Source organism: Nonlabens spongiae (assembly GCF_002117125.1).
In the GTDB taxonomy this organism is placed as follows: domain Bacteria; phylum Bacteroidota; class Bacteroidia; order Flavobacteriales; family Flavobacteriaceae; genus Nonlabens; species Nonlabens spongiae.
The window spans coordinates 1929282-1943607 of the sequence record NZ_CP019344.1 but is presented as its reverse complement, the minus strand read 5'-3'; the positions used below and the strand labels follow the sequence as shown (position 1 = coordinate 1943607).

The 14326-nt window shown below is 40.3% G+C and carries 14 protein-coding genes; 7 read left to right on the top strand and 7 right to left on the bottom strand.

The features are described 5' to 3' along the window. Position 1: 1 nt before the first annotated feature. Positions 2–727 carry a dipeptidase PepE gene (gene pepE, locus BST97_RS08950; protein WP_085766918.1) on the bottom strand — a complete coding sequence of 242 codons (726 nt, stop codon included), beginning with the start codon at positions 725–727 and terminating at the stop codon, positions 2–4. Between the two features lie 113 nt (positions 728–840). On the opposite strand from pepE, the gene BST97_RS08945 reads away from it, so the two are divergent. From BST97_RS08945 to BST97_RS08920, 6 genes are all read left to right on the top strand, one after another. Further along, a complete protein-coding gene (locus tag BST97_RS08945; RefSeq protein WP_085766917.1) occupies positions 841–1674 on the top strand; it encodes a carboxypeptidase-like regulatory domain-containing protein in 834 nt (277 codons plus the stop codon). Between the two features lie 76 nt (positions 1675–1750). Next, a complete protein-coding gene (locus BST97_RS08940) occupies positions 1751–2320 on the top strand; it encodes a DUF6702 family protein (protein WP_085766916.1) in 570 nt (189 codons plus the stop codon). Between the two features lie 63 nt (positions 2321–2383). Continuing rightward, positions 2384–4684, top strand: coding sequence for a M1 family metallopeptidase (locus tag BST97_RS08935; RefSeq protein ID WP_085766915.1), 2301 nt, complete (start codon positions 2384–2386; stop codon positions 4682–4684). An 88-nt stretch (positions 4685–4772) separates the two neighbouring features. After that, positions 4773–5573, top strand: coding sequence for a hypothetical protein (locus BST97_RS08930; protein WP_157111567.1), 801 nt, complete (start codon positions 4773–4775; stop codon positions 5571–5573). Positions 5574–5618: 45 nt separating this feature from the next. Beyond that, positions 5619–5894: a Sec-independent protein translocase subunit TatA/TatB gene (locus BST97_RS08925; RefSeq protein ID WP_085766913.1), complete on the top strand. Its 276-nt coding sequence runs from the start codon at positions 5619–5621 to the stop codon at positions 5892–5894. Further along, on the top strand, positions 5894–6487 hold the full coding sequence (locus BST97_RS08920) for a phosphatase PAP2 family protein (RefSeq protein WP_085766912.1): 594 nt from the start codon (positions 5894–5896) through the stop codon (positions 6485–6487). Before BST97_RS08925 ends, BST97_RS08920 begins: the two co-directional genes overlap by 1 nt. Positions 6488–6721: 234 nt before the next feature. Here BST97_RS08920 and BST97_RS08915 read toward each other — a convergent pair whose 3' ends face one another. Next, entirely contained in the window at positions 6722–7390 is a 669-nt protein-coding gene (locus BST97_RS08915) for an O-methyltransferase (RefSeq protein ID WP_085766911.1), read from the bottom strand. Between the two features lie 36 nt (positions 7391–7426). On the opposite strand from BST97_RS08915, the gene BST97_RS08910 reads away from it, so the two are divergent. Next, positions 7427–8098, top strand: coding sequence for a hypothetical protein (locus BST97_RS08910; protein ID WP_157111565.1), 672 nt, complete (start codon positions 7427–7429; stop codon positions 8096–8098). A 134-nt stretch (positions 8099–8232) separates the two neighbouring features. On the opposite strand, the gene BST97_RS08905 is transcribed toward BST97_RS08910, so the two are convergent. The 5 genes from BST97_RS08905 to BST97_RS08885 all read right to left on the bottom strand — a co-directional run bounded on the left by BST97_RS08905 (position 8233) and on the right by BST97_RS08885 (position 14250). Then, positions 8233–10344, bottom strand: a complete 2112-nt coding sequence (locus BST97_RS08905; protein ID WP_317043403.1) for a glycoside hydrolase family 97 protein — start codon at positions 10342–10344, stop codon at positions 8233–8235. 128 nt (positions 10345–10472) lie between these two features. Next, a complete protein-coding gene (locus tag BST97_RS08900; RefSeq protein ID WP_085766908.1) occupies positions 10473–11030 on the bottom strand; it encodes a biliverdin-producing heme oxygenase in 558 nt (185 codons plus the stop codon). 1 nt (position 11031) lies between these two features. Continuing rightward, on the bottom strand, positions 11032–11598 hold the full coding sequence (locus BST97_RS08895; RefSeq protein WP_085766907.1) for a response regulator: 567 nt from the start codon (positions 11596–11598) through the stop codon (positions 11032–11034). Further along, complete coding sequence (locus BST97_RS08890; protein WP_085766906.1) at positions 11595–12020, bottom strand: response regulator; 426 nt, start codon at positions 12018–12020, stop codon at positions 11595–11597. The genes BST97_RS08895 and BST97_RS08890 overlap by 4 nt, the downstream gene beginning before the upstream one ends. After that, positions 12004–14250, bottom strand: a complete 2247-nt coding sequence (locus BST97_RS08885) for an ATP-binding protein (protein ID WP_085766905.1) — start codon at positions 14248–14250, stop codon at positions 12004–12006. Before BST97_RS08885 ends, BST97_RS08890 begins: the two co-directional genes overlap by 17 nt. Positions 14251–14326 lie beyond the last annotated feature (76 nt).

The window sequence follows — 14326 nt, the reverse complement described above, 5'->3', positions numbered from 1 at the left end:
TCTATTTTAAAAATGATACGTCAGTATCGGTTTGTATTTCTGTGGGTTCAACTCCAGCTTTGAATACTCGAGCGCTGTGTGGTCCTTTGAGAATTTCCTCAGTTCCTTTCACTCTCAAATAACTTCCTTCCCTTAATCCCAAAACAGGTACGGAATTATAGGTGTGAAACTCTTTGATACGTTGCTCTCTCGTCTCGCCCATGTGTTGACTTCCCTCAATAGGGTCTAGGTAATGTGCGTTAATGTTGTATCCCAAAACACCAGTTGTTTTAAAACTAGTAGGTTGTAGGATAGGCATATCATTTGTTGTTTGCATGGTCAGCCCGCAGATGTTTGAGCCTGCACTGGTACCCAAATAAAAAGTGCCAGAGTAAATTGCTTCGCGCAGAGGTTGCATTAATTTATGGTCGTGCAATTGCTTGACCAAAACAAAAGTGTTGCCGCCTCCTGTAAAAATAGCTTTGGCATTTTGAATAGCTTCTACGGTATTCTGCATTTGTTGTATGCCTTTTACTTCTATATCAAGAGATTTCAAAGCATCACCTATTTTTTGAGTGTATTGATCGTGGGTGATGCCGCCGGGTCGTGCAAACGGAATGAACAGTAGGCTTTTAATACTTTGATTTGTAAAGACCGATTTGAGTTCGTCCAGTAAATATTCCAGTGGTCGCTGCCCGTGCAATGTAGACGTGCTGGCGACAATCATATCTCTTTGATTTGCGCGCATGACTCAAAGATATTCATTATTGAACAGCGAGATAAAAGCTATTTCTGTTTAACAATTATTTACCTAGTTCAAACGTTGATTTGATCGTATCTTCCTAAATCAATCAAGTCATCATGAAAAAGTTTACATTACTGATTTTCTTCATTTCTACAATAGCTTTTGCCCAAAAGGAGCGTGTTCAGATTAAAGGAACTGTCACCTCAGCCTCTGAAGAACCCATTGAAGGGATCACTATTTTCAATCTCAATAATCTAGAAGGTACGATTACTAATGAACAAGGTGTTTTCTACATCAATGTGATGGAAGGCGACAAACTCAATTTTGATGCGGTCCAGTTTGAACCATTCACACTCGAGGTGGGTGCAAATACAATCAAAAGAAAATCTGCTACACTGCAATTGAACGAAGGGGTTAACAAATTAGAAGAGGTGATTATTCAAGACAACCTTATGATGATCGAGGTAAAACGAGACGTAGATGTGAAGCCTGTGCTGGCTGGTGTTGAAGAAGAAAACTTGCGGGTTAGAGCCGTAGACCGTATGGAAAACACTTTTTCAGATCGTGTGAGACAACCTGATGAGTATCCGATTGAACAACTTGCAGCGAGTCAAAGTGGTTTGCGCATGAATATGTTCAATGTAATCGGTTTGCTGGGGTCGCTGGTTGTGAGTGAATCGTTAAAAAATCTAGATCTGAGCGGTAAACCTAAACCAGTGGAAGAAGAGTTCAACGTAGTCATGGTCAAGAATAAATTTGGAACAGACTACCTCGCAGAATTCCTAGATCTGGATAAGGAATACCTCTACGAGTTTATGTATTACGCAAAAGATAATGGTCTGAACAAGGAAATGCTGGAGTCTGACAATGAGCTTGCCTTACTGGAATTTCTTTCTGAACAGTCTAAGTCCTTTAAAAGAAAAAAAGGTTTGCTGGAGACTAAAGGTTAGCAGTCATCATTCATAAATATGGCGTTGATTTTGTTATCAACTTACATATAGTCATTTTTGTCATTTAGTATTATCTATGCTTTTTAAAACCTTAGCAACAGCTTCTATTTTCATATTTGCGAGTTTTTCTTTTACCTGCCTTAAAGAATCTCGCTTTCGCGAAAGCGGAACACCATCTAACCATATCGCTTTTAATAAGGATGCCGATCATAAATACTACGTATCAGTTTCTAATGTCAAGTACAGCAAGAAGGCGGGTGCCATGCAAATGGTGACGCGTTTTTTTATAGACGATCTGGAACGAGTACTGAATGCACGCAACGTGAATCAAGTAACTCTGGGAGAAAAAGAGGAAATCGAGGATCATTATGACGCGATTCAAAAGTATTTGGGACTCAAGCTTATCGCAACTCTAGATGGAAAGCAGGTGGAGCCTAAACTGTTAGGAGCAGAGTATGAGATTGATCAAATAGCCCTCTACATAGAATTTACACCTACGGCCCAACCTGAAAATGTAACCATGGAATTCAATGCTTTTTATGAGGTATTTGAAGAGCAAAAAAATCTGGTTCATTTTAAAATCAACGACAAACGGAAGACCATGATTCTCGAGCGTGCCAAGCCAGAAAGCTCTCTAAACTTTTAGGAAAGTATTCTAAGTACCGTGCTTTAATTGTATTTTTAGCCATCAATTCAATAAAATTACTACATGAAATCCATCAAGTTTCTGTTTTTGAGCATGTTCTTGGTTTCTTTTGGAGCCTTTGCACAGGAGGAAGAACAAGAAAAAGAAGAACCTAAAGCTGAGGAACATTACAACATCAACAAGTTTAGGCAACTCTACCAAGAGTTCTCTACCCCTAACCAGTACCGCAGTGCCAGTGGTGCTCCAGGTCCCAAGTATTATCAGCAACGAGCTGATTATAAAATGGACATAAGACTGGATGATGAAAACGCACACATCTATGGATCTGAAGAGATTACCTACACAAACAATTCTCCTGATGTACTGGAGTATCTATGGGTACAACTCGATCAAAATATGAGAGCAAAGGACTCACCGTCGCCTTTAATAAATTCAGGAAGGAGTTCAGCGATCATGCAACCGGCTCAGTTTGCTGGTAATTATATGAAAGAACCATTTGATGGAGGCTTCAATATCAAGAAGGTGGTAGATGACGATGGAAAGCCACTCAAATACATGATCAACCAGACCATGATGAGAGTGGAAATGCCTAAAGCTCTGGAGCCGGGTAAGAAATTTACCTTCGGTATCGACTGGGATTACAAGATCAACAACCACGTAGATGGTCGTGGCCGTAGCGGTTATGAGCAATTTGACGATGGTCACAGAGCTTATGTGATTGCTCAATTTTATCCTAGAATGTGTGTTTACAACGATGTGGAAGGATGGCAAAACAGCCAGTTCTGGGGTCGTGATGAGTTTGCGTTGCCCTTTGGAACCTTTGAAGTAGATATTACTGTACCAGAAGATCACTGGTTAGATGGCACCGGAAAATTGTTGAATCGTAAAGACGTTTACTCAAAAACTGAGATGAAGCGTTATGAGCAGGCCATGAAATCTTATGAGGAGCCTGTAGTTATACGCACTCAAGAAGAAGCAGAAAAGCTCGCAATGATGTCAGGCTCAAAGAAGATGAAAACCTGGAAGCTCAAAGCAGATTATGTGCGTGATTTTGGATGGACTTCTTCTCGTCGTTACGTAGCAGATGCGATGGCGGTGAAAATAGGAGGGAAGGATGTAGCAGCGGTTTCAATATATCCTCCAGAGGGGAACCCGCTTTGGGAACAGTGGTCGACAAAAGCGGTAAAACAAACGCTGGAGTCTTATTCAAGAATGACTTTTGACTACCCTTACCATAAAGCGATTTCTGTACACGCAAAGAATCAAGGGATGGAATATCCTATGATTTGCTGGAACTATGGTCGACCAGATGCCGAAGGAAATTACAACGATCGTACTAAATTCGGAATGATTTCAGTAATTATTCACGAGGTAGGACACAACTACTTCCCGATGATCGTAAACAGCGACGAGCGCCAGTGGACGTGGATGGATGAAGGTTTGAACACTTTTGTACAATATGTTGCTGAACAGGATATGGGAGAAAATTATCCAGATGCGATTGAAGGCTATGACGCTTACCCATCTCGCCGTGGTCCAGCTGCCAAAATTGTTCCTTACATGGCAGGAGATCAGCGTTACATCGCACCGATTATGAGCAAAGGTTTGAACACCTACCAGTTTGGTTCAAATGCTTATGCAAAACCAGGCACAGCCCTTAACATTTTAAGAGAAACCGTAATGGGTAGAGAGCTTTTTGACTATGCATTCAAGACGTATTCGCAAAGATGGATGTTTAAGCACCCTACTCCCGAAGACTTCTTCCGTACCATGGAAGATGCAAGTGCTATGGACTTAGACTGGTTCTGGAGAGGCTGGTTCTACACGACGCGCTATAACGATATGGGAATTAAAGACGTGAAGCGTCTCTATGTATCCAGCGAGAAGAACGAGCAGATGAGAGAATACATGAAGGCTAATAATATTTCTGATAGCGATTTACCACCACTCGTTTACATGGTTGAAGAAGGAAGTGCAGACTACAAAGAAGATATGAAGGATAAAGATCCAGCACAAACGGTGGAGCCTTTAAAAACTTACATGCTCGACAACTTTACTGCTGAGGAGCGTTCAAAGATGAAAGCACCTAAATACTTCTACGAGATTACTGTAGAAAAGCCTGGTGGTTTAGTAATGCCTATCATAATCGAGTACACTTATGCTGATGGAACTACTGAAATGGTAACCCACCCAGCTGAAATCTGGAGACTCAATGACAAGGAAGTTCAAATCAACAAAGCTTCCCAAAAGGAAATCACTAAGATCATGATTGATCCTAAGCTGGAAACTGCAGATATCGATATGGAAAACAACGCCTGGCCACAAGATGCAAGTATGGATAAGTTTGAAGAGATGAAGAAGTAAGATTCGTTCTGTCATAATTTTAAAGCCAGATTCACAATGAATCTGGCTTTTTTGTGTTCATTTAATTAGAAGATTGTAATATTATATCATGCGATATTTATTGAGTGTACTTTGTGTAATGATCCTTATCGGTTGTGAGGATTCCTTAATTGAACAGGGCGAGCCTGAGGAGATTCTTGAATCTATTGATGACGCAGTACGCTTGTCCCAAATCATCATCACTGATCCCGATACAGATGATGTACTAACTGACATTGCCATAAATTATGATCAGGATAGTCTTATTTCAACCATCCTATTCACAGGTCTTCAAAACATAACTTATGAATTCAATTATGCATCTAACGACCGATTGACTGATATAACCCGAACCGAAAATGGGGCGACTGTAGCCTACTCGTTAAGCTACGATGGGGATGAGGTTCAGTTGCTGGATAGTACAGGTTCGGTTGAGCGCACAAAGCTTTTTAGTGTCGATTCTCAAAACCGAATTTTCAGAACACAAACTTTTGAAAATGATGCGCTGCAACAAACTATAAACTATAATTATACATCAAATTTTAATGTACAACGCATCAATGAGCTATCAGCTGGGAATGCTATTGAACGCTATCAAGAGTTGACCTATTTCTTTAATAACAACCCTTTCAGAGATATGAATGATGTGTTGCGGTTTATCGTTTTTGAAGATTTCATACCCTATACTCGTTACTTACCCAGCACGATCAACTCATTTGAATCTATGGGAGGTACTTTCACAATGTCAAGCTCGGTGCAATTTGTTTACAGTTTGAGTGACGATAATTTCCCAGGCTCAAGAATTGTCACTCGGTCGCAAGGTGGGGTAGATGAGGTGACCGTTGAAACCTTTATCTATACGGATAATTAACATCGCCCGCAGCGCAATCGATACGTGCTAATGTATATTTGCAGCATGAATGTGTATCCCTTATTCATAAGCGTTCCAGAAGTCATGATCATAGGTTTGGTCGTGATATTGGTATTTGGAGCTGATAAGCTTCCTGAGGTTATGCGTGGTATTGCAAAAGCGATGAACAGTGTGCGCCATGCTACTGATGATATTAAAAATGAAATATCAAAAAGCGCTGATGAGCACGGTTTTACCGAAGATGTAAAAAAGATCAACAGCCAGATCAAGGAAGTGAAAGATCAGATCGAAGAATCTGGCTCCATCAAGCGTAAATTTTAATGTGGGAAACCCTGGTGGAATACGACCGGGAGTTATTTAGGTTCCTCAACAGCCTCTGGATAGGTGAGTTTGATACTTTCTGGATCTACGTCACCCAGATTGAAAACTGGATTCCGTTATACCTCTTATTTTTCTATTTTTTATTGCGAGCATATAAGATTAAGTCTGCAATTATCAGCATTCTAGGAATTTTTATGGTTGCAGCGGTAACGCTGGGATTAACTAATCTGGTCAAAAATCAGATCGCCAGACTCAGGCCTAATAATGAGCCTGTTCTTATGGACAGCATACGTATTTATCAGACTCCAGAAAATTTTAGTTTCTGGTCAGGCCATAGCGCAGTAAGCTTTGCCGTGGCCACTTTTGTAGCGTTTTTGCTTATTACTACACAAGCAAAATCACATCATAAACCCAACGCAATTGATTCAAAATGGTTGTTGCTAATTTTCATTTGGCCGGTCACCTTTGCCCTTTCTCGCATCATGGTAGGTGTTCACTATCCTACTGACGTTATCGTGGGTATGCTGGTAGGAGTTTTACTGGGTTACGCTTTCGCGAAAGCGTACTTTGTTCTATTATCCCGTAATCAATAAAATCTAGTTGTCACCCTGTACGCGAGTGCGCGAGCGTCCCGATAACTATCGGGACAGAGTCTGTTTATTAATGTCACGATAATATTAGAATCCTTTTCTCCTGACAAGTAGATGCTGAATATCGCTTCGCGCTTTCAGCATGACAAAATTTGACCGGCTGTGATAGCTCCCTCTCCCATTGCATCCGACGACTGAGGCAAGAGGGAGAGGAATGCACAGAAGGCTGGGGTGAGGTCACACCACCCTACTCAGAGTAAGCCCATCCCTAATAGGCAAAACCACGGTTTGTAGACGAGGATCTTCCTTCAGGCGCTTATTGAATTCCAGCAAAATAGGTGTTGATTTGTCTTTTGGATCTAATTCTTCAACCACTTTGCCGTGCCAGAGCACGTTGTCTGAAATGATTAAAGACCCGCTATGAACTTTATCCATGATGAGGTCGAGATAGTTGACATAATTAGGTTTGTCTGCATCGATAAAGACAAGATCAAAAGTTCCTTCAAGTTCAGGGATAATTTGAGTTGCGTCGCCTATTTTTTGAGTGAGGGTGGTGTTATTATTAGTGTCCCGATAGCTATCGGGATCGCGAAAGCGTTTAAAATAACGCTCCACCAGATCTTCTAATTCCTCATTAATGTCAATTGTGATCAGTTCGCTGCCATCGGGCATACCCTCAGCGAGACAAAGTGCAGAATATCCTGTAAACGTTCCGATTTCCAAAACGCGTTTAGGTGCCACCAGGTGAGATATCATACTCAAAACCCGACCTTGGTAGGATCCAGAAAGCATAATGGGCTGCAAGACTTTCTGGTAGGTCTCTCGAGTGAGATCTTTCAGTATTTGCGGTTCATTTTCAGAATGTGTGACGATGTAGTCGTCAATTTTTTGTGGGAGGAAGTGCATTGCACAAATATAGTAGAGAGTGTTTAATTGGTATATTTGATAGAAGCACTAAAGGCCTCAGGAATGAAACCGTTCACTTTTAGATTGAGTTACATATTACCTTTACTGACGATATTTATGTTCGTTTCTTGTCAGCAGTCCAATAACAAGGACAATAATCTGTACTTCAGCAAAAGCTATTCCTATATTTTCAAGTTTAATCAGGAAAATCAACTTCTTTACAAAATACCTTCATTTGAATTAAAGGATTTTGGGTTTATGACTTGCGAAATGAAAGATGGTTTATACTCCTGCTTTGATCAATTTGAACAAAAAGAGTTTAGCGTTAGCTTTAATTCCAAAAGAGGAGTAAGTCAGCTAGAATTGCTTAATGTTTCTAATTCATTGATACATGAATTCAATACGACCTATTATCAAAGTGTTAATCATGACAATCATAAAAGTGAACCAATGTTTTTTTCGGTCGGTCTAAATGGAGAATTGATTTTTTCTAGGGAATATACATTTGACCGACCAACTACGACCTCAATGACATTTATACCGAAATATGATAGAGAACTTGGTATAATATTTTACGAGAATGATGCGAAAACCAAACTTTTTTTGAATAATGAAAGTAGTGAAAATAAACTAAAGATTACACTGCTAAAAGTACATGCATCAAGTGAATTTTTCCGACAGTATGACTTTGAGCCGATTATTGGTTGACGATATGTAATAAATTATTCAGCCAAATAGAATAGCACAAAATAGATTACTCTTAATTTTCCAGGCTACAAAAAAAATCAAGGCATAAGACCAGAACAAATCTATACATTTGTTCTGGTCTTACGCCTAAATAATTATTCGTTTTCAACTAACATCAAACTCATCGCAAATCCACCACCTGGTTTCATTTCAATGTTGATTTCTTCACCTTTAGTTACTTCACGTTCTGAAATGTTTATGCTTAATGGATTATCGTTCCAGTGCGCATCTTCTCCGTCTTTGTAAAGCCTCATTTGATAGGTTTTTCCCTCTTCGAGAAAATCAAGATCTATCGTCTGACTTCGCACATTCTCATCTGTGATGCCACCTACAAACCAGTTGCCCGTTTCTCGCTCTTCACGAGCGATGACCACGTAATCGCCTACCGCGCCGTCTAAAACTTTTGTTTGTTTCCAGTCTACGCCTACGTCTCTGATGAATTGTAGAGGCTCTGGGTTGGCTTCATAATGTTCTACGAGGTCTGCAGCCATTTGAACTGGACTATAGATAACTACGTAGAGTGCTAATTGCTGTGCGATCGTTGTATTTACCTGATTATTCTCCTTGTACTCGTCAAATTTGATATTGAAGATTCCAGGTGTAAAATCTATGGGGCCAGCAAGCATGCGCGTGAAGGCGACGATTGATAAATGTTCTGGTGGATTACCGCCGTCGCTGCTCCAGGCATTGAATTCTTGGCCTCGCAAGCCTTCTCGTGAGATGGTGTTGGGGTAAGTCCTGCGCAATCCGGTAGCTTTTATAGGTTCGTGGGCATTGATCGCCACGTTATATTCGGCCGCTTTTACTACAGTGTTATTATAGTGATTCACCATGTACTGACCGTGGTGGTACTCGCCCTTCGGCAAGATTTTGCCTACATAACCCGTTTTGACAGTATTCATTCCGTATTTCTGCATGAGTGCAAAAGCTGTGTCCTGCTGTTTGGTGTAGGTCTCGGTCGCGGCGCTGGTCTCGTGGTGCATGATGATCTGTACGTCTCTCGCTTTCGCGAAAGCGGTAACCTCTTCAAGATCATAGTCAGGATAAGGCGTTACGAAGTCAAAGACGCCCTCCCGATCCTCAAAACCGATCCAATGTTCCCAACCAGTATTCCAGCCCTCAACCAGCACACCACCGATATTATTCTCAGCAGAAAACTCGATGAATTGCTTCACATTCTCAGTCGTGGCGCCATGGCGGCCGTGGGCTTTGCCGGTGTCCTTCCAAGAATCCATACTCTGGGTCATGCCATAATCCCAGGTGGATTTGCCCAGGTGCATCTCCCACCACACACCTGTATATTTCATGGGTTTGAACCAAGAAACATCGCCTAGTTTATTAGGCTCGTTGAGATTGACAATAAGCTTGGATTCGATCAAGTCAGGAGCGTTGTCGGTAATTTGTACGCTGCGCCAGGGCGTGTGAAACGGGAGCGTCTTTTTGACTTTGTAATCTCGATTTTCAGAACCCACCAAAATACTTTTATAGCCTAGCTTTTCACTGTTTACGCCCAGTGTCATACCGCTGTAATCTATTAGTGCTGCCTCGTGAATCGAGATGTGAATGCTGTCTGTACCCACCATGGTAACTGGCGTATTTACAGCATTGTTTGGAATATAGGTCTGGGCGAGATTGGAATGGTTGCGGTACTTGTCTACATTGATTTCAGACAGTTTAGTGGTGCTGTACAAATGCTCATAAATGTCCCAGTCGCCAGGTATCCAAAAAGTTTTGTAATCCTGAGTGAGATTGAATTCTGTGTTTTCTTCTGTTATGTAAACGGTGTCGATCCTCTCCATCTCTGGAACTTCATAACGGAAACCTATACCATCATCGTAAATACGAAAACGCAATTCCAGAGTCCGACCGGAATCATTAGATTCTTGTAGTTTTACCCATAGTTCATTAAACTTATTCTGTACCTCGAGTTGCTCGCCCCATGGCATTTCCCAGGTTTCATCAAATTCTGCGGTACCACTAGACGTGATTTTGAAATCTTGATCAAAGTTGTCCAGATTTTTGAAATCCATACCTAGATAGGAAGTGTCTATGACCGTTTTATTTTTATACGATGTAGTGTAAAAAGGCCTACCGTCTTTTGAAAGATCAAATTTTAAAACAAGGGCACCATCTGGGGAACCGATTTCCAGATCAGATTGATCGTCAGAATTGTTTTGACAGGAAATTAATAGCAGTATAACTGCCAAAAGATACAAGCTTTGACGCATTTTAGGTAGAATTTATATACTACAAATATGCGCAAAACAAAATCATGACCATAGCTGTTCATTATTTTTAATAACTTGAGCATTTTATGGGTCAAAAATGAAATTTATTAGTGTCGCTCTAGACTTTTAACCGGTTGTCCATAGACGGCTTCAAAAAGGTCAAAGGTCTTCATCACACCATTTAAGACCTGATCTTGTTGCTCTTTTGAATAATCTTCATGATTGATTTGCTGTAGTAATTCTGGCCAGGCTTTACGTTCATCAGCATTTGGTTTGCGATAAAACTGCCAGTCTTTTTGGGAAACTCTTGGGCAAGATCTGAGGTTTTTCCCAATTACGGCAGCACCTAACATACTTCCATTAAGTACATAACGAGCTCCTAACGCTTCGTATTTGTTGTTCAGTTGATAGCCGTCATCCAGATTCGCATCAATCTGTTCTTGATCCAAATCTTCCAAAATACGATGGCTCATAGGACGCTCGATGGTGTGGAACTGGGTTATTTGTTGTTCCGCTTTCGCGAAAGCGAGATAATTTTTAATCAATATCTCCTCAACTTGCTGATCTGTCACGCTGCCGTCCATGATCTTATCCACGCCGCTTGCCCCTTCTAAGCGGTCGTGAATGGCTCTACTTTCTTTGCGGATGCGCTCGATCAATTCCATGCTATTTTATAACATTAGGTAAGTTGTCTGAAATCTCAGAAATGAGTTTCTCGTAATACTCTTTGGTTTTTTCATCGTGGCTGGTCTCGTCTTTTGTTGCTGTTTTGAGAATGGCATGGATGCGCTCGATTTTTTGACGCTCTTCACGCTGGCGTTCCAGCTTCATAAAAAGACGTTGCTGCTTTTCTAGTACCTCTGTTAAAATAGGCTCTAATCGTGAGTGCAGGTCACTGATGTTAGATTTGAGTAAAAATGCAGAAGCTCCTTTATTGATGATACGAGCAACCAGCTCCTCATCATTTAAGGTTCCTGAAATGACGACCAGGGGAATATTAGGATAGATTTCATGAAGTTGTTCCATAACTTCAAATCCATTAAATCCTACCATCTGAAAATCAGTGAAAACGAAATCGGGTATGAAGGTTTTTAACGCATGTCTAAATGAAAGTAGATTATCCGTTATGGTAATTTCTACCTCCTCGACACATTTGCGTATTTGCCTTTGAATTAGGGCCGCATCGGTCACTTGGTCTTCAACGACTAATATTTTAAGGGGCTGTGTAATCATGACTTAATGAGGTTGTGGTTGAGCCAGTAGTCAACCGTTGTTAATAATGCTGATTTAAGTTTGCTATAGTCCTTGGGTTTTTCCAAATAACTATTAGCGCCTAGTTTATAGGCTTTTTTAATATCGTCAGGCTGGCTACTGCTGCTCCAAATTATTCTGGGGATTCCTATAAAGTTTTCATTTTCATTGAATTGCTCTAAAAGTTCAAAGCCTGATATTTTAGGCATTTTAATATCGATTAAAATCAATCGAGGACGTTTCTTTAGCAAAGTGCCATCATTTATTTCTTCTAGGGCAATTTCTGAATCATTCATGCTCAAAATGTTGAGATCTAAATATTGTTTTTCTAAAACTCTCTTTACGAACATGATATCTTCTTCCCGATCCTCTATATGAATGATTGTTTTATTTCCAGTCGGCATGATGCTCTTTATCTAGATAAAACTTAAATGTTGCACCTTTGCCCAGTTTTGATTCGGCCCAGATGTCTCCTTCATGCCTTAAGACAACTCTCTGGGCTATGGCAAGACCTACTCCAGTACCTTTATACTCATCTTTTACCAGGCGCGTAAATACACCGAAAATCTTTTTATCATATTCTGGTTTAAAGCCTATACCGTTATCCTTGACAAAATAAATGATCTGATCTCCCTTCTGTTCAACTCCTATCTCTACAATAGGGGTTTCAGATTTACTGCTGTACTTGTAAGCATTTGTAAGTAAATTCAAAAACAGCTGATAGATCATTACCTTATCACCAAAAATTTGAGGGAGTGATGGAGAGACTCTAAGTTCGGTCTGAGGGTAGTCGTCAGTTAATTTGCTGTCTTGGACCACATCTTCAATCAGCTTATTCACGTTGATGAACTCATCAATCTTATCATGTTTGCTCAAGCCACTGTAGCCTAAAATGTCGTCCATGAGGCTATTCATCTTATCAGCAGATTTGATAATAATCTTTAACGCATCTTTACCATAGTCATCTAGGGACTCATTATAATCCTCCATCAAGATTTGTGCGAAACCATCGATTCCCCTCAATGGTCCACGCAGGTCGTGGCTCACAGAATAACTGAAGCTCTCTAACTCTTCGTTCAAGCTTTGAAGCTGTCTATTCAATTGCTTGATTTCAGTAAACTTGGTAACAATAAGATTTTTGACATCATCGATTAAAGCCTTGACTCCAGCAACTTCATGTACAAGCCATGGGTCTGAAGTACACTCAACATCTTTTGAAAATTTCTCAAAGGATTTTCTGGGCGACAGTCGTTTTTCACCCGTAGATTCAAGTGTTCCTTGAGAAGGGTCTCCTCCCCAGTTTATTGTATTGAGTTTTTCTTCACGCAACCACATGGCATATTCATCTGTACGTTTAGAAAATCTGCATAATAAAACACCAGATACCTTTTTAGAATGCGATGCCATCCATGGTAATTCTCTCGAGATGAAGTCAAGCTCGATTATTTGCCTATCTGGGAATCTTTCAATCAACTCAGCTGCTAGCTTCTTTAATTTTTTTTCTTTAAGACATTTCCCGATTCGTCTCGTTTGCTCATCGAGCATCACATAAAAACCAGTACTCGGTATAAGGTTCAACGCAGTTTTTTTGTTCAGGGTGAGCCCATCTACAATGTTGAAATCTTTACTCATGTAATTGAGTAGAGTTGTTCTAATCTTAGTGATCTTTTCCACCTTGCTTAAAGAGCCTTTAGACTCTTTAAGGCTGATTTGAGAGGAAAACATTTGATTAAATAGCTTGCAGCTCTGTCTTAATTGATGGCCTACAAATTTTTTGCTGTAATGATGACAGGCGATCAAACCCCACAATTTACCCTCATGAATAATAGCGCTGCTAAGCGTAGCTCCGACCTTCATATTTTTTAGGTATTCAATATGAATGGAAGAGCTTCCTCTCAGGTTTTTTTGGCTTAAGTCTGTCAGTCCACCAGTTAAAGGATTGATGGTAGGTGTTAGTGCTGCATAAGGATCTTTAACATCAGTCAGAGAGCGTACACCTTGTTCTTGGAAAAGCTTTCTAGCAGTTGCAGGAATGTCAGTGGCAGGAAAATGTAGATCAAGCCAGGTTTCAAGTTTAGGGTCTCGGTCTTCTGCCATGACCTTACCGTTCCATTCTGAATCAAATTGATAAACCATGACTCGATCAAAACCTAAGAGCTTTCTTACGCTCTTCGCAGCTCGATCCACTAAGTCCTGTGAATCTTTTGCGTTGTAAAGCTTTTCAAATACCGTAAGGAGTTGAACCTGAAATAGCGCTGGATCAATGTGATATTCATTGCCCTCAATAGTAATTAGTACCTCAAGGTCACTTTTATGTAATATTAAAGTTCTGGATTTATTATGTATAGTGAAAATGCGACTATTATCCTCAATGGTGCCGTCAAGCCATTTTTCAATATATTGAATTATGTCAGCATCCAGAACCTGTTTGAGGACTTTATCAAGGAGATAATTGACATTTTCACCTATGAAGTCCTCTATATTATCGCTGACTTGTACAATTTTTAAGTTGTAGTCCGTGACAATGAGGCAGCCATGACTTTGAACGTTTGGATAATACCTTATGGGTTCATCCTCGCATTTATCAAGGTCCTGAATTTCAGGGTACTTTTTAATAAGTGTTTTGGGCTGCATCAATTAGTAAAAGTAAGTAAAAACTGTAGGAAAAAACAACCTCATTTGCGATTTTCCATTCATTAAAAAAGCCTTT